We start from the raw sequence: 18,433 nt of genomic DNA, 5'->3' as shown, positions 1-18,433 counted from the left end.
TGAGAGAATAAAAGGGTTATTTACCTGACTGGAAAGCTTTCCAGAAGTCGGGCAAACCGTATCCCATGATGGTGTCTGGATGAACGAAGTTATTGCCACTCTTGCGTACTAAATCGATGATTTCGAGTGCAGTCTTGTCGGGAAGTGCCTGCCATAAGCAAGCTACCATACCCGATATGAGTGGAGCAGAGAACGAGGTGCCCATATCGTTGATGATGGTTCCACGTCCTGAAATGACAGTTGTGGGACTTCCATAAGCCATTACGTCGGGTTTGATGCGCCCGTCTGCCGTTGGGCCAACGGCACTGAAAGCCGCATTAAGACCGTTGGGACTGATGGAGCCTACGGTTAGTATATCGGTAGCATCGGCTGGGAAATTGATTTTTTTCCATGTTCCCATACCGTCGTTTCCAGCACTGTTGACCAGTACAATACCCTTGCCGGCCAACATAGATGCCGTATGTGAGATGAGTGTTTGCTGGCCGTCAAGTTCTTGGTAAGTATGACTAGTGGTGCGGTCGTCAAATTCATGAAAGCCCAGTGAGGAGTTGATGATGTCTACACCGGCTGAGTCGGCATACTCTACAGCCTCAGCCCAGTAGTCTTCTTCGGCTAAACTCTCTGTATATTGGTCTTCGCAACGTATCAACATGTACGAAGCGTCGGGGGCGGTTCCCCTGTATGTGTCTGCTTGATTGGCTGCCATGGTTGATAAAACCATCGTACCGTGGTCTAATTCCGCGAATATATCTGTGCTTCGGGGAACCACGAAGTCGGCCAATCCAGCCAATTTGATGTTATGAAAGATGGGGATTCGGTCTACATTCATGAATCCGGCATCGAGTACGGCTATCACTTTGTCTTTGCCGGTATAGCCTGCTCGATGCATCTGAATACCGTTCATGGCTTTGATTTGTTCCTCGGCCATGCCGTAAGGATTGTGCGAAACGGTGTCCCAACGGTTGAAATCTTTCTTGAAATTGACGCGTTGGGAGGGCTCGATAGAGTCGGGTGAGGAGAAAACGTGGCGGATGTCGCGGATGAAAGGGAGACCTTTCAAGCAGTCAATCTGTGATACTTTGGTGCAACGCACAAGTACAGAATTGTTCCATTTGCTTTTGCCAACAACCTCAAGTCTATTATTTTTGAGTGTTTGAATATAGCCCGGGCTCACCGGAAGATCGGTAGAATCGATGGCAATATGCTGTCGTTGGCGGCGAGCAATGGCTCGTGGCGAGAGGAATTCCTCCGGATGCAGGATAGAAAAAGGGGTACCTTGCTTATCGGTAAGTATGATTCTGAACATAAAACATTTACCGCCGGGGTAGGAAATCTTATGCGATTCGTAGCCTTTTGCAGCTATCTGAAGGCTCGTTATCATCATGATAAACGCTAGCGATAAATACTTTCTCATGCCTATTTTACTGATATTTTGACTTGCAAAAATAATTAAAACCATTTGAAACACAAAAGAATACATCGCTTTTTCAATAAAATCGCATAGGGACGATAGCATGTGTGTTATTTTTTTGTAACTTTGCAACAATGACAACCGGTATAGATAATAAGGCGGCTACCCTCGAATTAGGTACCCAACCGGTGGGGAAGCTGCTTTGGCAATATGCTTTGCCCGCCATCATAGCGATGACGGCAGCTTCGTTATACAACATTATCGACCGCATATTTATAGGACAGGTGGTTGGGCCTATGGCTATTTCGGGGCTTGCCATCACGTTCCCGTTTATGAATTTATCGGCAGCTTTCGGTGCTGCGGTGGGCATCGGGTCGTCTACGGCGGTTTCGGTGAAGCTTGGACAGCGCGATTATGACTCGGCAGAGAATATTCTTGGCAACACCGTAACGCTGAATTTGATGGTCGGATGCTTCTTGACGATAGTGTGTTTGTTGTTTCTTGACCCTATTCTTCGATTTTTTGGAGCGAGCGACCAAACCATTCCTTATGCACGAAGCTTCATGCAAATCATCCTATTGGGTAATGTTTTTACACACATGTATTTTGGTATGAATGCCATGCTGCGTGCTGCCGGCAAGCCCCAAAAGGCGATGATGGCCACCATTATGACGGTGGTGATGAACGTATTGTTGGATGTTGTCTTTATTTGGTGGTGGCATTGGGGAATCCGCGGTGCTGCTTTGGCAACCGTATTGTCGCAAGCTACTGTACTCGTATGGCAATTGAAACTCTTTAGCAACAAAGATGAATTGCTACATTTGAAGCGGGGTATATATCGATTGAAAGAAAGTTTGGTGAGGAATATTATTGGGATAGGTATTTCACCATTCCTCATGAACGTGTGTACTTGCATCATTGTCATTTTTATGAACAACCAGTTTGTGCGTTATGGAGGCGACATGGCGGTGGGCGCATACGGCATAGCGAACAGCATTGAAACCGTGTTTGTGATGTTTGTCATGGGCATTAACCAAGGTATGCAGCCCATTGCGGGTTATAACTATGGGGCATTGCAGTTTGATAGAATGCTACGTGTGCTGAAACTTTCTGTGTTAGCTGCCAGTGCTATCACCTTTGTGGGATGGTTGGTGGCCATGTTCCTGCCACAGATGTGTGCTCGTATGTTTACGACCGACCTCTCTTTGATAGATAAGGCCGTCCATGGTTTGCGTATCACGATGTTAGTATTTCCGATTATCGGGTATCAAATGGTGGTGACGACATTCTTCCAATGTATTGGCAAAGTGAAGATTAGTATCTTCCTTTCGCTGTCTCGACAGCTATTGTTTCTGCTGCCTTTGTTGGCCATATTGCCTCAATTCTACGATGTTAATGGCGTATGGGCATCGTTACCGGCATCAGATTTCATTGCAGCTGTGGTGGCCGCGTGGATTATGGTTGTCTATATGAGAAAATTCAAAAAGCAATTTAACGACTCTATACATGAATAATAAGCATATCATCATCAATATCGGGCGGCAGTTTGGAAGCGGCGGTCGTATCATAGCCGACCTATTATCCAAGGAATTTGGGTGTACGCTCTATGATAAGGAACTCCTGAATTTGGCAGCAAAGGAGAGTGGTTTCTGTGCAAAGTTTTTTGAACAGAATGATGAGCAGAAAGGTTTTATGCGTGTATTATTTCATGCTCACGTGCCCATTTTAGGTGAAAGTAACTTCTATCGAAACAATATTTCGCAAGAAAGTCTGTTTCAATTCCAGAGTGATGCCATCAGAAAGGCGGCCGAAAGTGGCAGTTGTGTGTTTGTAGGACGTTGTGCCGACTACGTATTACGAGATCGTAAAGACAGTGTTAACATCTTTATCACAGCTGATATAGATGAGCGTGTACGGAGAGTATGCGATCGTAAAGGCTTAACAGAGGAAGAAGCACGCAAGTTGATAGAGTATAAAGAAGACGAAAGAGCATCATATTATAACTATTACACGGGCAAGAAATGGGGGCATAGTGCCTGCTACGACCTGTGTATCAACTCGACTCATTTGGGAATAGAAGGTACTGTGCAGTTGATTGCCGACTATATTCGCAAGCGTTTCGACCTAGCTGAGGTTGCAGAATAGCATGAGGAAGATAGGAATTATCAGCGATACGCATGGATATTGGGACGATCAATACTTGAAGTATTTTGAACCTTGCGATGAGATATGGCATGCCGGTGACATCGGAACAATGGAATTGGCCGACCGGTTGGCTGCTTTTCGCCCATTGAGAGCCGTCTGTGGCAATATAGATGGTGGCGATTTACGTTTGATGTATCGCGAAACGCTTCGTTTTAAATGCGAAGATGTGGATGTGTTGATGAAACATATAGGGGGCTATCCGGGCAATTACGACTGGTCGATTCGCAAGATTATCTATGCCTCTCCGCCACAGTTGTTCATCAGTGGACACTCGCATATCTTGAAAGTGAAGTTCGACAAATCGCTCAATCTGTTGCATATCAATCCCGGAGCAGCCGGGATGCAAGGTTGGCATCACGACCGTACCATCGTAAGACTCGCCATTGACGGTAGTAAATTTACTGATTGCGAAGTGGTGACGTTAGGAACCAAGGGGTAAATATAGGAACGATAATATTATTATATAATCATTTAAAGATTTAGATAATGAAGACTTATCTCGTTACAGGTGCCGCAGGTTTCATTGGAGCAAACTTTATTAAGTACCTGCTTGGCAAGAAATATAAAGATCAAGACATCAAGATTATTATCTTGGATGCACTGACTTATGCCGGAAATTTGGGCACTATTAAGGATGATATCGACAATAAACGTTGCTTTTTTGTGCGTGGTGACATTCGCGATAGGGAACTAGCCGACAAGCTTTTTGCTGAAAATGATATCGATTATGTGGTCAATTTCGCTGCCGAAAGCCATGTCGACCGTTCTATTGAAGACCCTCAACTCTTCTTATCTGTTAATATTCTCGGTACGCAGAACTTGCTTGATGCAGCTCGTCGTGCTTGGGTGACAGGCAAAGACGAACAGGGGTATCCTGTTTGGAAGCCCGGTAAGCGATTCCATCAGGTTGCTACCGACGAGGTATATGGTTCACTTGGAGCCGAAGGATACTTCACCGAAGAGACTCCTGTGTGTCCTCATAGCCCCTATAGTGCGTCTAAAACGAGTGCCGACCTCTTTGTGATGGCTTATCATGATACCTACCACATGCCGGTAACCATCACTCGTTGCTCTAACAATTACGGCCCTTATCATTTTCCGGAGAAGCTCATTCCATTAATCATCAACAATATCTTGGAAGGCAAGAAACTCCCTGTTTACGGCAAGGGAGATAATGTTCGCGACTGGTTGTACGTAGAAGACCATTGCAAGGCCATTGATATGGTCGTGTGTGAAGGTCGCGACGGCGAGGTCTATAATGTGGGTGGACATAACGAAATGAAGAATATCGACATCGTGAAGTTGACCATTAAGACCATCCACGATATGATGATGGACGACAAGAGTCTCCGTCAAGTATTGAAGAAGCAGGAACTTGATGAAAACGGAGAGATTCGTATAGATTGGATTAACGACGATTTAATCACTTTCGTATCTGACCGTTTAGGGCACGATCAGCGTTATGCCATTGATCCAACCAAGATTAAGAACGAGTTGGGATGGTATCCTGAGACGATGTTTGCACAAGGAATCGTGAAGACTATCAAGTGGAATCTAGAGAATCAACAGTGGATTCAAGAGGTAACCAGTGGCGATTACCAGAAGTACTACGAACAGATGTACGGCAATAGATAACGATAATGGCAGACAAGCATGCTATAGATACGGTGGGAGCGGAACTTCATGCTTTCCTCATCCAATTGGGGAAGAAGCCCGATTGTGTCAGTCATAAGACAGCACATTACGTAGAACACATTCTTCACCTGTTGAGTGCGGACGATGAAGAAACCTTGCTTCATTTCTATGGTATCTTCGGTCATCGGCAAGAAACGTTGAAGTCGTTGGCCGATGAACGCAAGATATCGATGGAAGAATTGGCTGCACAGATAGCAAAACATTTACGTCAACTAGCCATTACGCCTGAGTGGCAGATGGTAAAGAATTTGATACACCCTCAATAACCTATACACAACGTCATGACAATGAAGAAGATTATGCTGCTAGGTTCAGGAGAACTGGGCAAAGAATTTACGATTGCGGCCAAGCGTGCCGGCCAGTATGTAATAGCATGTGATAAGTATGACAACGCTCCGGCTATGCAAGTAGCCGATGAACGCGAAGTTTTTAGCATGCTAGAGGGTGATGCTTTGGCTGCCATGGTAGCTAAACACCGTCCTGATATCATCGTTCCTGAGATAGAAGCTATCCGTACCGAGCGACTTTTCGACTTCGAAAAGCAAGGCATACAGGTCGTTCCGAGTGCCCGTGCCGTCAATTATACGATGAATCGTAAGGCTATTCGCGACCTTGCAGCTAAGGAGTTGGGCATTCGTACAGCCAAGTATTTCTATGCAAAGACCTACGATGAGTTCAAACAGGCAGCCGACGAGATAGGTTTCCCTTGCGTTGTGAAGCCGTTGATGTCGTCGAGTGGGCATGGTCAAAGTATTGTTCGTGGCGACGAAGAACTCGATGCTGCTTTCCACAATGCGATGGAAGGGAGTCGAGGGGATGTAAAAGAAATCATCATAGAGGAATTCATACACTTTGAAAGTGAATTTACGTTGCTCACTGTAACGCAAAAAAGTGGTCCCACATTGTTCTGTCCGCCTATTGGACATGTGCAGCAAGGTGGCGATTATCGCGAGAGTTGGCAGCCTTATGCCATTCCCGATGAGGCTTTGAAAGCCGCGGAAGAGATGGCCGACAAGGTGACTAAGGCGTTGACGGGAGCCGGTATATGGGGCGTAGAATTCTTCCTGACTAAGGACAAAGAGGTTATCTTCTCTGAATTATCGCCCCGTCCGCACGATACCGGTATGGTAACATTGGGGCATACCACCAATTTGAGCGAGTTTGAATTGCACTTCCGTGCCGTTATGGGACTTCCTATTGCCGGCATACACTTGGAACATTACGGTTGTTCGGCCGTGGTTTTGGCGAAAGAAGAAGCCGACCATGCACCGGAATTTAATCTAGTTGAAGCGTTGAAAGAAGACCATACACGTATTCGTATCTTCGGAAAGCCCGACCAGCACGTAGGCCGTCGCATGGGTGTGGTGCTTTGTTATGGCGAGATAGGGTGCGATATGGATGCCCTACGTGACAAGGCTAAGCGATTGGCAGCAACTGTATTATAAACATCATGGAGCTAGGTAAACTCATTCATTTACAAAAAATCAGAGACCTTCGGGGCAATCTTACTGTGGCACAAAAGGGCGAAAACCTCCCTTTTGTGCCACAGCGTGTTTATTGGGTTTACGATATTCCGAGTGGCGGCTGCCGTGGTGGGCATGCCCACAAGCTGTGTCTAGAATTAATAGTAGCCGTGAGTGGCTCGTTCGAAGTGGTGCTTGACAATGGGAAAGAGCAGAAAACATATTTCTTGAACAATCCCAATCAGGGCTTATTAGTCGATACCGGCGTTTGGCGTACGCTCGAAAAGTTTTCTTCAGGAGCCGTATGCTTGGTGCTGGCTTCTGAACCTTTCGAGGAGTCCGACTATATTCGGGAGTACAACGAATATATCAATTACATGGAATGTTTGAAATAAAGCGATATAGTCCGGATATGAAAGAGGCTTGGGATGGCTTTGTCAAGACATCCCGGCAGGGCACTTTCTTGTTTGAGCGCGACTATATGGATTATCATTGCGACCGTTTTTCCGACTTCTCTTTGATGATTTATGTAAAGAACAAGCTCTTTGCCGTGTTACCGGCCAATCGCGATGGTGACATGCTTTATTCTCATCAGGGACTTACTTATGGCGGTTTGCTCACCCAATGGCAAGCTACTGCCGAGACAGTGTGTGAGATTTTCCAATGTATCAACGACTTTTTGAAGTGCGAAGATATTCATCGGGTGGTCTATAAAGCCATTCCGTGGATTTACCACCGGCTACCTTCCGAGGAAGATTTATACGCACTTGTCCATGTCTGTAAAGCACGGTTGATGGCACGCGATATAGCCAGTACCATCGTATCTTCTACGAATTTGAAATTTACAGAACTGCGCCGACGAGGCAGTCGCAAAGCTTTGCAACATCAGGTAACGATAGAAGAAACCACAGACTTGGCTTCCTTTTGGGATGTACTTAATGCCAATTTGCAATCAAAGTATCATGCGACACCGGTACACACGTTGGCAGAAATACGCCGACTTAAAGATTTTTTTCCTCGAAATATTCGTGCTTTCGTGGCCAAATTAGGCGATGAAACACTTGGAGGTGTCCTTGTTTATGTGTCAAATCAAGTCGTTCATTGTCAGTATATATCAGCCTCACCAAGCGGTAAGGCTTTAGGAGCATTGGACTTACTTTTCGATACACTCATTCATCATACATTCAAAGACGTACCATATTTTGATTTTGGAAAATCAACAGAGCAACTTGGCAGTTATCTGAATACTAAACTAATCTTTCAGAAAGAAGGTTTTGGTGGTCGAGGCGTTTGTTATGACTGGTATGAGTGGCAACTTTAAATACGCGGCAGTATGATACCATTTCTTCAATATAAAGATGTGAATGCGCCTTACGAGGCGGAAATTCGACATGCTATCAACTGCGTGATAGAGAGTGGATGGTATTTGCAAGGTACAGCTACGCGGCGGTTTGAAGAGGAATATGCCGAATACATCGGTAGCCGACACTGTATTGGGTGTGGCAATGGGTTGGATGCGCTTACGCTTATATTCCGTGCTTATATCGAATTGGGATTATTACGCGAGGGTGATGAGGTCATAGTGCCCGCTAATACTTATATTGCTTCAATTTTATCTATAACACGCTGCAGGTTGAAACCGGTTTTGGTAGAACCGAATATAGAGACTTTGCAGATAGACGAGCAAGCTATTGAACGATCCATTACCTCTCATACGCGAGCTATTCTTATCGTACATTTGTATGGACGATGTGCTTATACTGCTCGGATAGCCGAACTTTGTCGGCAACACCACCTATTATTAATAGAAGACAATGCGCAGGCTCACGGGTGTACATGGCATGGTAAGAAGACGGGTTCGCTGGGTGATGCAGCTGCACACAGCTTTTATCCCGGCAAAAATCTAGGCGCCTTGGGTGATGCCGGGGCTGTTACGACCGATAACCAAGCCTTGGCTGACTGTATTCGGGCATTGGGTAACTATGGTAGCAATCGCAAATATGTATTTGAATATCAAGGCGTGAACAGCCGAATGGATGAGATTCAGGCTGCCGTTCTGTCGGTAAAACTGAAGTATTTGGATGAAACGAATGCGCGTCGCAAGGCAATTGCCCACTTTTACGAGACCCATATCAATCATTTAAGGATTCATATTCCGCGTATATCAGCAGATAATGTGTACCATCTTTTCCCTATATTATGCGAAGGGCGTAATGTGGTACAGGCCTATTTGCAGGCACATGGCATTGGAACTATGATTCATTATCCCATTCCACCGCACAGGCAGAAGTGTTATGTAGATTGGAATCAACTTGATTTCCCCATTACCGAGCAGATTCATCGACAAGAATTGAGCTTGCCCCTTCATCCCGCTTTAAGTGATGAAGAGGTGGAAGAGGTGGTTCAAGTGATAAATTCCGCTCCTAAATAATGAAATAAGAGACTAGAAGAAATATAAGAATTTTGAAATCTTAAGAGGTATATTAAAAAGATATATAGTGTTTTTTGTAGATGTATATATACGATAAAAGGCGATGAAACCATCGCCTTTTATCGTGTCTTTTTTTATCTAGCTTCACTGCAAGAGTGAGGCAACATTGCTGTTGGGGCTAGGCAGTGATGCTGTAGAAGCTTGGCAGCAAAATTGAACCGTCTTGGCAGTAAATCAATCAAGATGCTTGAACAGTGCCCAACTGATTGATGCTTAGTCTAAGATGACCACCGTTACGCTGCGAGCTGCTTGTGCACCCATGACAAGAGACTGTTCGATGTCGGCCGTTTTAGATGGTCCGCTGATGAAAGTACCGAAGTTATATCGTTCATCCATCTTGATACGCTTGTAAGCATCGTGCATGTTATCGACGATGTTTTGGCGATCGAGCAGGATAACCAGATTCTCTGAGATAAACATGATAGACTTCTCTTTCATGGTTTGAGGTACCCATACGCAGGCATTCTCAGCCACCCCAACCTCTCCTTGAATAATTCCGACATCGGTACCATTAAGGTCTGCGGCTTCAGCCGCGGTATCAGGATTCTTTTGAGCAATGGTAATGGCCGGTAGATTGCTAGCAAATACTTGCGCTTCGGGGTAAGCCTGACGTACGATTTCGTTTAAGTCGTCGGTCTTCTTGGCTTCCACTATCTTTCCACCGGAGGTGATAGTCGTTTGAATAAATTGCTTGACGGTGTCCTCATAGCGGATGCCGTTGATGTTCATATCGGGCATGTCAAACTGCTCCTTAGTGTTGGCGCGTAATTTGGCGAATAATTCTTCCTTGTTCATTTCTATGTTCGTTTAGTCGCAACAATGGATTATTTTACTTTTCCCTCGTTCCATAATTCGTGGAAAGACTTCTTGGCAAATTCCGGTTTGGCATGTCCGATGCCCCACGGATTGAGTCTTTGGAGATGTGTGAGAGCTTCTGGTACGTAGTTGGCAAGTGGTGCAAACTTCAAAGCTGTGGTATAGAGGGTGGGCGAATTGAATAGCATTTTCATCCCCATAGACATGGTCTTCTTCATCGGATCAGCTTTGCCGTAACTGTCAAGCCGTTGCCGCCAGAGATAGATTTGGCTTCCCGGATCGACGTGAGTGGGGCATACGTTGTCGCAACTCAAGCATAATGAGCATGCACTGACGTTGTCGCTGTACTTCTGTGGATCTTTCAACATACCTAAGTTTACGCCGATTGGGCCGGGAATAAAGTATGTGTAGCTATATCCACCCGACCGACGATAGACCGGACAAGTGTTCATGCAAGCACCACAACGAATGCATTTCATGCTTCTCCAGTGGTCGTCATCGGCGAGCATATTGCTACGACCATTGTCTACAAGAATCACGTGCATCTCGGCATCCGGACGTGCTTGGCGGAAATGAGAGGTGTAGGTGGTGGTAGGTTGACCTGTTCCGCAACGACAGAGCAGGCGCTGGAATACGGCCAATGAGTCGTAGTCGGGCACCAATTTCTCTATACCCATTGACACGATGTGCAACTTTGGCATCGAAGTGGTCATGTCGGCATTTCCCTCATTGGTGCAAACCACACAATCCCCCGTACTTGCCACACCGAAGTTACAGCCTGTCATGCCGGCTTCTGCTCCCATAAACTCCTCACGAAGGTGATAGCGTGCGCAGCGTGTCAAGTAGGTAGGGTCGTAATTTCCAATCTCTTTGCTGATACCTTTTTCCTCAAACATGCGCCCAACCTCTTCTCGTTTTAAGTGAATAGCAGGCATCACGATGTGGCTGGGACCTTGATGGAGCAATTGGATGATGCGCTCTCCAAGGTCGGTTTCCACAACGTCTATGCCGCGACTCATGAGATAATCGTTCATTCCGCACTCTTCGGTGAGCATGGATTTCGATTTCACCATCTTCTTCACTTTGTGACTTTCGAGAATATCAAGTACCGTCTTGTTGAACTCTTCGGCATCTTTGGCCCAATGCACGATGACACCTCGGGTCTCCAAATTCTTGGAAAACATTTCCAAATAGTCGGCTAGATGAGTGATGGTATGCTTCTTGATAGCGCTGGCATGGTCGCGTAGAGTCTCCCATTCGGGCAGTTGCTTGGCCATGATGTCTCTCTTGGCGCGTACTGACCAAAAGGTTTGGTCGTGCCATGTGGTCTTTTCCACATCTTTATTAAATAATGTGGCGTTCTTAGAATGAAATGTGCTCATAGTCCTGCTGCTAAGATTTCTGCTACATGAATGAATTTGATAGGCTTGTTTTCGCGCTTGGCAATGCCTTGCATGTGCATCAAGCACGAGCTATCGGGGCCTGTAATATATTCAGCTCCGGTAGCTATGTGACGCGCAATCTTGTCGCGTCCCATGCGAGTAGAGACCGCAGGCTCTTCTACGGCGAACATTCCACCGAACCCACAGCACTCATCCGGGCGTTCAGGCTCTTTCACCGTGATACCTTCTACAAGGTTCAATAAGTCTATAATTTTATTATATTGGGGGATGTTTCTCTCGGAAGGAGAAGACAGTCCTAATTCTCGTACACCATGACAACTGTTGTGTACACTCACAACATGTGGAAATTTGCTGGGCAAAGACCTCACCTGAATGATGTCGTGGAGAAATTCCACGATGTCTTTGATGCGTGTAGAGGTGACGCATTCATGCTCTCCTTCAAGGATACGAGGATAGAATGTTTTGACAAAAGCTGCACATGAGGCCGACGGAGCTACTACATAGTCAAAGGCTTTGAACATGTCTTCAAACTTCATGGCCAATGGTTTGGCCATGTTTTCAAATCCTGCGTTGGCCATAGGTTGGCCACAGCATGTCTGCTTAACAGGATATGTTACGTCTAGTCCTAAGTGGGTAAGCAACTTATAGGTAGCCACTCCTGCTTCTGGGTACAGTGCGTCTACGTAACAAGGTATAAATAAACCTATCTTCATATTATTAGTTTGTTCGCTAAATCTTCTTATCGCTTACAAATTTAACTAAAATATTAATATCTTTATCAAGTCGTGTTATAAAGTTTCGGGCATTGTACTTATTTAACTAGAAAGGCTCTTTTACATTGATTCACATTCGTGTTTTATACGTTCGATTTCATGTTTTTTATTTGGAATTACGTGAGAATTTAAGTACTTTTGCGACCATGTTGACGTAAAATCGAACAATATATATATTAAATTTATGACTTTGAAAATCGTTGTACTTGCCAAACAAGTACCAGACACAAGAAATGTTGGCAAAGATGCGATGACTGCTGAAGGAACAGTTAATCGTGCTGCTTTGCCCGCAATCTTCAATCCTGAAGATCTAAATGCGCTGGAACAGGCTCTTCGTTTGAAGGACCAGTATCCGGGGTCTACTGTAGGTGTACTGACAATGGGTCCTCCTCGCGCAGGCGAGATTATCCGCCAAGGACTTTATCGTGGTGCCGATACGGGTTGGTTGTTAACCGATAGACTATTCGCCGGTGCTGATACGTTGGCCACAAGTTATGCTTTGGCTACCGCTATCAAGAAGATTGGTGGTGTAGATATCGTAGTTGGTGGTCGTCAGGCCATTGATGGTGATACGGCACAGGTAGGTCCTCAGGTGGCTCAGAAGTTGGGTTTGAATCAGGTGACATATGCTGAAGAAATCCAAAAGGTAGAGAATGGTAAGGCAACAATTCGTCGTCATATTGATGGAGGTGTGGAAACAGTGGAGGCTCCGTTGCCAGTTGTCGTGACAGTCAATGGAAGTGCTGCTCCTTGTCGCCCATGTAATGCGAAATTGGTCATGAAGTATAAGTATGCTACATGTCCTATGGAGCGTAAAGGCAATGAACCTTGGACAGCGCTGTATGCCGAACGTCCTTATCTGACATTGAATCAATGGTCGGTAGCCGATGTTGATGGTGATGTTTCACAATGCGGTTTGAGCGGCTCTCCTACAAAGGTAAAGTCGGTTCAGAATATTGTGTTCCAAGCAAAAGAAAGCCAGACTCTGACGGGTAGCGATGCTGATGTGGAAGGTTTGATAAAGGAATTGTTGAACGAAAAGATTATAGGATAAGTGATTGAGTTTTTGAGTTGTCGACCTTTGTAGGACGGCATAGACTCATAAACTCATAGGCTCAAAGACTTGATCATTATGAATAACGTATTTGTATATTGTGAGATTGAAGGCACAGAAGTAGCTGAAGTATCTCAAGAATTGCTGACCAAGGGCCGTAAACTGGCTAATCAGCTGGGCGTAGACCTGCATGCTATTGTTGCCGGAACAGATATCAAAGGCAAGGTTGAAGATCAGATACTGCCCTATGGTGTGGATAAATTGTTTGTATTCGACGCAGAAAGACTATTTCCTTACACCTCTGCTCCCCATACAGATATACTCGTAAATCTGTTTAAAGAGGAGCAACCCCAAATCGCTTTGATGGGTGCTACGGTGATAGGACGTGACCTTGGTCCCCGCGTATCTTCTTCATTGACCTCTGGCTTGACTGCCGATTGTACACAATTAGAGATTGGTGACTACGACGATAAGAAGACCGGTAAGCACTATGAGAACATGCTTTATCAGATTCGTCCGGCTTTTGGCGGTAACATCGTGGCTACTATCGTGAATCCAGACCACCGTCCTCAGATGGCAACGGTTCGTTCTGGTGTAATGCAGAAGGCTATATATGAGGGACAAGCAAAAGGCGAAGTCGTATATCCTGATGTAGCTAAATATGTACCAGAGACCGATTACGTGGTAAAAGTCATTGACCGCCATGTGGAAGCAGCGCAAAACAATTTGAAAGGTAGTGCTATTGTAGTAGCCGGTGGTTATGGTGTTGGCAGCAAAGAGGGCTTTGAACAGCTTTTCCAGTTGGCTAAAGAACTTCATGGAGAAGTTGGTGCCAGTCGTGCAGCTGTGGATGCCGGTTGGGTAGACCACGACCGTCAGATTGGTCAAACAGGCGTTACCGTTCATCCAAAGGTATATATTGCTTGTGGTATCTCAGGTCAGATTCAGCACATTGCAGGTATGCAAGATGCCGGAATCATCATCTCTATTAATAATGATCCGGATGCTCCGATTAACAAAATCGCCGATTATATCATCAATGGTACGGTAGAAGAGGTTGTTCCGAAACTCATTAAGTATTATAAACAGAATAGCAAATAATAAAAGAATAGGAGATAACGGAAGTTATTAGGATTTAGTCGGTCTTTTGACCGACGGAAGTTAACAGACCAATGTCTTATGGCGAATAGTTTTACCGATATTATTGCTTGGAGAGAAGCACACGATTTTGTATTGCGTGTGTATGGAGTTACAAAGATGTTTCCAAATGAAGAGAAGTTTGGACTTACCTCTCAATTCCAGCGTGCAGCAGTATCTATTGCAGCAAATATATCGGAAGACTATCGTAAACTATCCAAAGCTGATAAGCTCAAGTTTATGAATATAGCTCAAGGAAGTTTGGAAGAGTGTCGTTATTATATCATTCTTTCGCACGATTTGGGATATATTAATGAGGATAAATATTTGGAATTGAACACCCAAATAGAAAAGACAAGTTAGTTTCTCAATGCTTATGTAAAGGGAATTGTGGAAAACCATGCTTTACAAAAAGAGCAAGATGCTCAATCATAGATAAGCTATTGTCTGTTAACTCCGGCGCGTAGCGCTTAACTTCAGATAACTTCAGTTACCTACCATAAACGATAATAACATGGCAAACTATTATACAGACCATCCAGAGATAGGATTCCACTTGAATCATCCTCTGATGAAACGCATCGTAGAACTAAAGGAACGTAACTTCGTAGAGAAGGAACAGTTTGAAGATGCACCCGTAAATTATGAGGATGCGATTGAAAATTACAAGCGTATCTTGGATATTACAGGTGATGTAGCGGCTAATATCATTGAGCCAAACTCGGAAGATGTGGATATTGAAGGGCCACACTTGGAGAATGGACGCATGATTTATGCAAGCAAAACATACGAGAATTTGGACGCAACACGTAAGGCCGGACTGTGGGGAATATCCATGCCACGTCGCTTTGGTGGACTCAATCTGCCCAATGTAGTGTTCTCTATGCTCTCTGAAATCATCTCTGCCGCTGATGCAGGATTCCAAAATATATGGAGTTTACAGTCTTGTATCGACACGCTTTATGAGTTTGGAACAGAAGAACAATGCCAAAAATACATCCCACGTATCTGTGCCGGCGAGACGATGTCAATGGATTTGACCGAACCGGATGCCGGTTCCGACTTGCAACGTGTAATGTTGAAGGCTACATTCGACGAGAAAGAAAACTGTTGGAGGCTCAATGGTGTGAAGCGTTTCATTACCAATGGCGATTCAGATATCCACTTGGTATTGGCTCGTTCGGAAGAAGGAACACACGACGGACGTGGACTTTCTATGTTTATTTACGATAAACGCGATGGTGGAGTAGACGTTCGTCACATCGAACATAAACTCGGTATCCACGGTTCTCCTACTTGTGAGCTTACTTATAAGAATGCTAAGGCAGAGCTATGTGGTAGTACTCGTCTCGGACTTATCAAGTATGTGATGGCCTTGATGAATGGTGCTCGCCTTGGAATTGCAGCACAGAGCGTCGGCGTAGAGCAGGAAGCTTACAACGAAGGACTTGCTTATGCTAAAGATCGTACCCAGTTTGGCAAGAAGATCATCGAATTTCCGGCTGTCTATGACATGCTTTCACGTATGAAGGCGAAGCTGGATGCCGGTCGTTCATTGCTTTATCAGACGGCTCGTTATGTGGATATTTACAAGGCTCTTGACGATATTTCACGCGATCGTAAACTCACTCCAGAAGAGCGACAGGAACAGAAAAAGTACACACGTTTGGCCGATGCGTTTACTCCTTTGGCTAAGGGTATGAACTCAGAATATTCCAATCAGAATGCTTACGATGCTATCAGTATCCATGGTGGTTCTGGTTTTATCATGGAATACAAGAGCCAACGCTTGTTCCGCGATGCTCGTATCTTCTCTATCTACGAAGGTACCACGCAGCTACAAGTGGTTGCTGCCATCCGTTATATCACCAATGGAACTTATCTTGGCATCATGAAAGAGATGTTAGAGACAGAGGTTTCTGATGCTTTCAAGCCTTTACAAGCTCGTACAGCTAAACTCGTGGCTCTCTATGAGGAAGCTTTAGAGGGGGTGAAAGCAGCCGATAATCAAGAGGTACAAGACTTCTTAGCTCGTCGTTTGTACGATATGACGGCTGATATCATCATGTCATTGCTTATCATTGACGATGCTAATCGTGCTCCAGAACTCTTTACCAAGAGTGCTAACGTATATGTTCGTCATGCTGAGGAAGAGGTTTGTGGTCATGCGACTTACATCAATAACTTCGATGCAGACAGTCTTGAGAGTTTCCGTGCTACTGAATAAGTAGACATATACGTATTATATAATAAGGTATATTCCCACATTAAAAAAGGGAATATACCTTTTTTGTTTTCTTACAGTTCAGCGTTCTACAAAGATATGATAATTCTCTTCGATTTCCAAGTATATTCAAGTGAATGTTAAAAAACTGCATTTTCCACCATCTTCACGACCTCATCATTGCGAAATTATTTACCTTTGCCATGTATTTATAGATATTTCAAAAATTAGAGAAGATGAAAAGTTGCAAGTTATTATTGCTCTCTTTAGTGGCATCTATGTTGATGGCTTCTTGTGGAACTACATCAACAGTGCCAATTACCGGGCGTAAACATTCCTTAATGGTATCGGATGCCGAGGTTTTAAGTTTGAGTAAACAGGAGTATACCAAGTTTATGAAAACGGCTAAGACGTCTACCGATGCTGTCAATGTTGCCATGGTGAAGCGAGTAGGACAACGTTTGGCCAATGCCGTAGAGACTTATTTGCGTAACAATGGTATGGCTTCAGAAATTCAGAATTTCGCTTGGGAGTTTAATTTGGTACAAGATAAAGTGGCCAATGCATTCTGTATGCCCGGTGGTAAGATTGTGGTTTACGAGGGACTCCTCCCGTACACACAAACCGAAGCAGGCTTGGCTATTGTTCTAGGGCATGAGATAGCTCACGCCGTAGCCAAACATAGTGCCGAACAAATGTCTAAGAAGATGCGTCAGCAGTATGGTACACAGATTGGTGGTAGCGTACTATCGGCTATCGGATTGGGCGATGTGTCGGGTATTGCTTCTGCTGTTGCCGGCCAATATTTCTCGTTCCGTAACTTGAAGTATTCTCGCGACAACGAGACCGAGGCTGATCATATGGGCTTGATATTTGCTGCCATGGCTGGATATAATCCCGAAGTAGCTATTCCTTTTTGGAAACGCATGGCACAAGGTAATGGTAATAACAACGACATGTTTAGCGATCACCCCTCTGATGCCAAACGTATCGCAGCTTTACAGCAGCAGATGCCTGAAGCTTTGAAGTATTATCAAGCATCGGGAGCAGCTGTCAAGGCAACAACATCCGGATCTTCTACAACCTCAAAATCTTCGAAAAAGACTTCTTCAAGAAAGACAACCGTCAAGAGTAAGAGACGTTAGAATGTTGTAGCAGGAGCTATTAAATATATAAATGGAGTTATAGTCATGAGATTATAGCTCCATTTTTTTTGTAGTCAAAAATCTTTTCTTTATCTTTACAGGCGCGAACCTATATTCACAAAATAAGCTATGATAGAATACTTTACACAACATTATTGGCTCTTTTGGACAATTATTGTCTTCGTATGTTTAATCCTTGAACTTACTTCGGGCGACTTCTTCGTCACTTGCTTTGCCATAGGAGCATTCGTAGCATGCGGTGTCAGCCTGTTTGATGTGCCTTTCTGGGCACAAGTTTCTATTTGGGCTGTTGCTTCGGTTATGAGTATTTGGCTCATCAGACCTCGTTTGGTAGCTTATATTCATGCAGGTGGCGACGAGCGATTGAGTAATGCTGATGCTTTGATAGGACGTGTGGGGCGTGTGAGTGAAACTATTGTGGCCAACGCTTCCGGTCGTGTGAAGATTGATGGTGATGATTGGAAAGCCGTGGCACCGACTGTATCTGAAGACATTGCTGTCGGAAGTAGGGTGAAAGTGGTGTCGCTTGACAGCATCATCCTAACCGTGGAACCTGTAGACTAATTTTTATTTTAAACTAAATATCTATCAAATT

The 18,433-nt window shown here is 44.6% G+C and carries 19 protein-coding genes; 15 read left to right on the top strand and 4 right to left on the bottom strand.

Annotation, left to right across the window (positions count from 1 at the left end):
- Positions 1 to 16: 16 nt before the first annotated feature.
- Positions 17 to 1,414, bottom strand: coding sequence for a S8 family serine peptidase (locus HMPREF3034_RS03070; RefSeq protein WP_036899348.1), 1,398 nt, complete (start codon positions 1,412 to 1,414; stop codon positions 17 to 19).
- 143 nt (positions 1,415 to 1,557) lie between these two features.
- Here HMPREF3034_RS03070 and HMPREF3034_RS03065 point away from each other — a divergent pair, with 143 nt between their 5' ends.
- The 9 genes from HMPREF3034_RS03065 to HMPREF3034_RS03025 are packed head-to-tail and all read left to right on the top strand — an operon-like array spanning position 1,558 to position 9,205.
- Positions 1,558 to 2,925 (top strand): MATE family efflux transporter, encoded by a 1,368-nt coding sequence (locus tag HMPREF3034_RS03065; protein WP_036899411.1) that lies wholly within the window; start codon positions 1,558 to 1,560, stop codon positions 2,923 to 2,925.
- Positions 2,918 to 3,556 (top strand): cytidylate kinase-like family protein, encoded by a 639-nt coding sequence (locus HMPREF3034_RS03060; RefSeq protein WP_062433058.1) that lies wholly within the window; start codon positions 2,918 to 2,920, stop codon positions 3,554 to 3,556. The genes HMPREF3034_RS03065 and HMPREF3034_RS03060 overlap by 8 nt, the downstream gene beginning before the upstream one ends.
- A 1-nt stretch (position 3,557) precedes the next feature.
- Positions 3,558 to 4,055 (top strand): metallophosphoesterase family protein, encoded by a 498-nt coding sequence (locus HMPREF3034_RS03055; protein ID WP_062433055.1) that lies wholly within the window; start codon positions 3,558 to 3,560, stop codon positions 4,053 to 4,055.
- Between the two features lie 47 nt (positions 4,056 to 4,102).
- The gene (rfbB, locus tag HMPREF3034_RS03050) at positions 4,103 to 5,251 is read left to right on the top strand and encodes a dTDP-glucose 4,6-dehydratase (protein ID WP_062433051.1); all 1,149 of its coding nucleotides are present in this window, start codon (positions 4,103 to 4,105) and stop codon (positions 5,249 to 5,251) included.
- A gap of 5 nt (positions 5,252 to 5,256) precedes the next feature.
- Positions 5,257 to 5,577 (top strand): hypothetical protein, encoded by a 321-nt coding sequence (locus HMPREF3034_RS03045; RefSeq protein WP_231725592.1) that lies wholly within the window; start codon positions 5,257 to 5,259, stop codon positions 5,575 to 5,577.
- Between the two features lie 21 nt (positions 5,578 to 5,598).
- Entirely contained in the window at positions 5,599 to 6,756 is a 1,158-nt protein-coding gene (gene purT / locus HMPREF3034_RS03040; RefSeq protein WP_369793972.1) for a formate-dependent phosphoribosylglycinamide formyltransferase, read from the top strand.
- 5 nt (positions 6,757 to 6,761) lie between these two features.
- On the top strand, positions 6,762 to 7,169 hold the full coding sequence (locus HMPREF3034_RS03035) for a sugar 3,4-ketoisomerase (protein WP_062433047.1): 408 nt from the start codon (positions 6,762 to 6,764) through the stop codon (positions 7,167 to 7,169).
- Positions 7,157 to 8,095 carry a GNAT family N-acetyltransferase gene (locus HMPREF3034_RS03030; RefSeq protein WP_036899336.1) on the top strand — a complete coding sequence of 313 codons (939 nt, stop codon included), beginning with the start codon at positions 7,157 to 7,159 and terminating at the stop codon, positions 8,093 to 8,095. The genes HMPREF3034_RS03035 and HMPREF3034_RS03030 overlap by 13 nt, the downstream gene beginning before the upstream one ends.
- A gap of 12 nt (positions 8,096 to 8,107) precedes the next feature.
- Positions 8,108 to 9,205, top strand: a complete 1,098-nt coding sequence (locus HMPREF3034_RS03025) for a DegT/DnrJ/EryC1/StrS family aminotransferase (RefSeq protein ID WP_052052945.1) — start codon at positions 8,108 to 8,110, stop codon at positions 9,203 to 9,205.
- A 273-nt stretch (positions 9,206 to 9,478) separates the two neighbouring features.
- Here HMPREF3034_RS03025 and HMPREF3034_RS03020 read toward each other — a convergent pair whose 3' ends face one another.
- The 3 genes from HMPREF3034_RS03020 to HMPREF3034_RS03010 are packed head-to-tail and all read right to left on the bottom strand — an operon-like array spanning position 9,479 to position 12,197.
- Positions 9,479 to 10,060 (bottom strand): LutC/YkgG family protein, encoded by a 582-nt coding sequence (locus HMPREF3034_RS03020; protein WP_036900800.1) that lies wholly within the window; start codon positions 10,058 to 10,060, stop codon positions 9,479 to 9,481.
- A gap of 29 nt (positions 10,061 to 10,089) precedes the next feature.
- A complete protein-coding gene (locus HMPREF3034_RS03015; RefSeq protein WP_062433044.1) occupies positions 10,090 to 11,463 on the bottom strand; it encodes a lactate utilization protein B in 1,374 nt (457 codons plus the stop codon).
- On the bottom strand, positions 11,460 to 12,197 hold the full coding sequence (locus tag HMPREF3034_RS03010; protein ID WP_036900795.1) for a (Fe-S)-binding protein: 738 nt from the start codon (positions 12,195 to 12,197) through the stop codon (positions 11,460 to 11,462). Before HMPREF3034_RS03010 ends, HMPREF3034_RS03015 begins: the two co-directional genes overlap by 4 nt.
- Before the next feature lie 244 nt (positions 12,198 to 12,441).
- Between HMPREF3034_RS03010 and HMPREF3034_RS03005 the strand changes: the two genes are divergently transcribed.
- The 6 genes from HMPREF3034_RS03005 to HMPREF3034_RS02980 all read left to right on the top strand — a co-directional run bounded on the left by HMPREF3034_RS03005 (position 12,442) and on the right by HMPREF3034_RS02980 (position 18,402).
- Complete coding sequence (locus tag HMPREF3034_RS03005) at positions 12,442 to 13,311, top strand: electron transfer flavoprotein subunit beta/FixA family protein (protein WP_036900792.1); 870 nt, start codon at positions 12,442 to 12,444, stop codon at positions 13,309 to 13,311.
- A 78-nt stretch (positions 13,312 to 13,389) separates the two neighbouring features.
- Entirely contained in the window at positions 13,390 to 14,412 is a 1,023-nt protein-coding gene (locus tag HMPREF3034_RS03000; RefSeq protein ID WP_036900789.1) for an electron transfer flavoprotein subunit alpha/FixB family protein, read from the top strand.
- Between the two features lie 78 nt (positions 14,413 to 14,490).
- Positions 14,491 to 14,811 carry a four helix bundle protein gene (locus tag HMPREF3034_RS02995; protein WP_062433041.1) on the top strand — a complete coding sequence of 107 codons (321 nt, stop codon included), beginning with the start codon at positions 14,491 to 14,493 and terminating at the stop codon, positions 14,809 to 14,811.
- Positions 14,812 to 14,962: 151 nt separating this feature from the next.
- The gene (locus tag HMPREF3034_RS02990; RefSeq protein WP_062433039.1) at positions 14,963 to 16,675 is read left to right on the top strand and encodes an acyl-CoA dehydrogenase family protein; all 1,713 of its coding nucleotides are present in this window, start codon (positions 14,963 to 14,965) and stop codon (positions 16,673 to 16,675) included.
- A 233-nt stretch (positions 16,676 to 16,908) separates the two neighbouring features.
- Positions 16,909 to 17,817, top strand: coding sequence for a M48 family metallopeptidase (locus HMPREF3034_RS02985; RefSeq protein ID WP_062433038.1), 909 nt, complete (start codon positions 16,909 to 16,911; stop codon positions 17,815 to 17,817).
- A gap of 129 nt (positions 17,818 to 17,946) precedes the next feature.
- The gene (locus HMPREF3034_RS02980) at positions 17,947 to 18,402 is read left to right on the top strand and encodes an NfeD family protein (protein WP_062433036.1); all 456 of its coding nucleotides are present in this window, start codon (positions 17,947 to 17,949) and stop codon (positions 18,400 to 18,402) included.
- Positions 18,403 to 18,433 lie beyond the last annotated feature (31 nt).

This window comes from Prevotella sp. DNF00663, from assembly GCF_001553265.1.
In the GTDB taxonomy this organism is placed as follows: domain Bacteria; phylum Bacteroidota; class Bacteroidia; order Bacteroidales; family Bacteroidaceae; genus Prevotella.
Note: the sequence above shows the minus strand (reverse complement) of the source record. Positions and strands in the feature narration are given on the sequence as shown.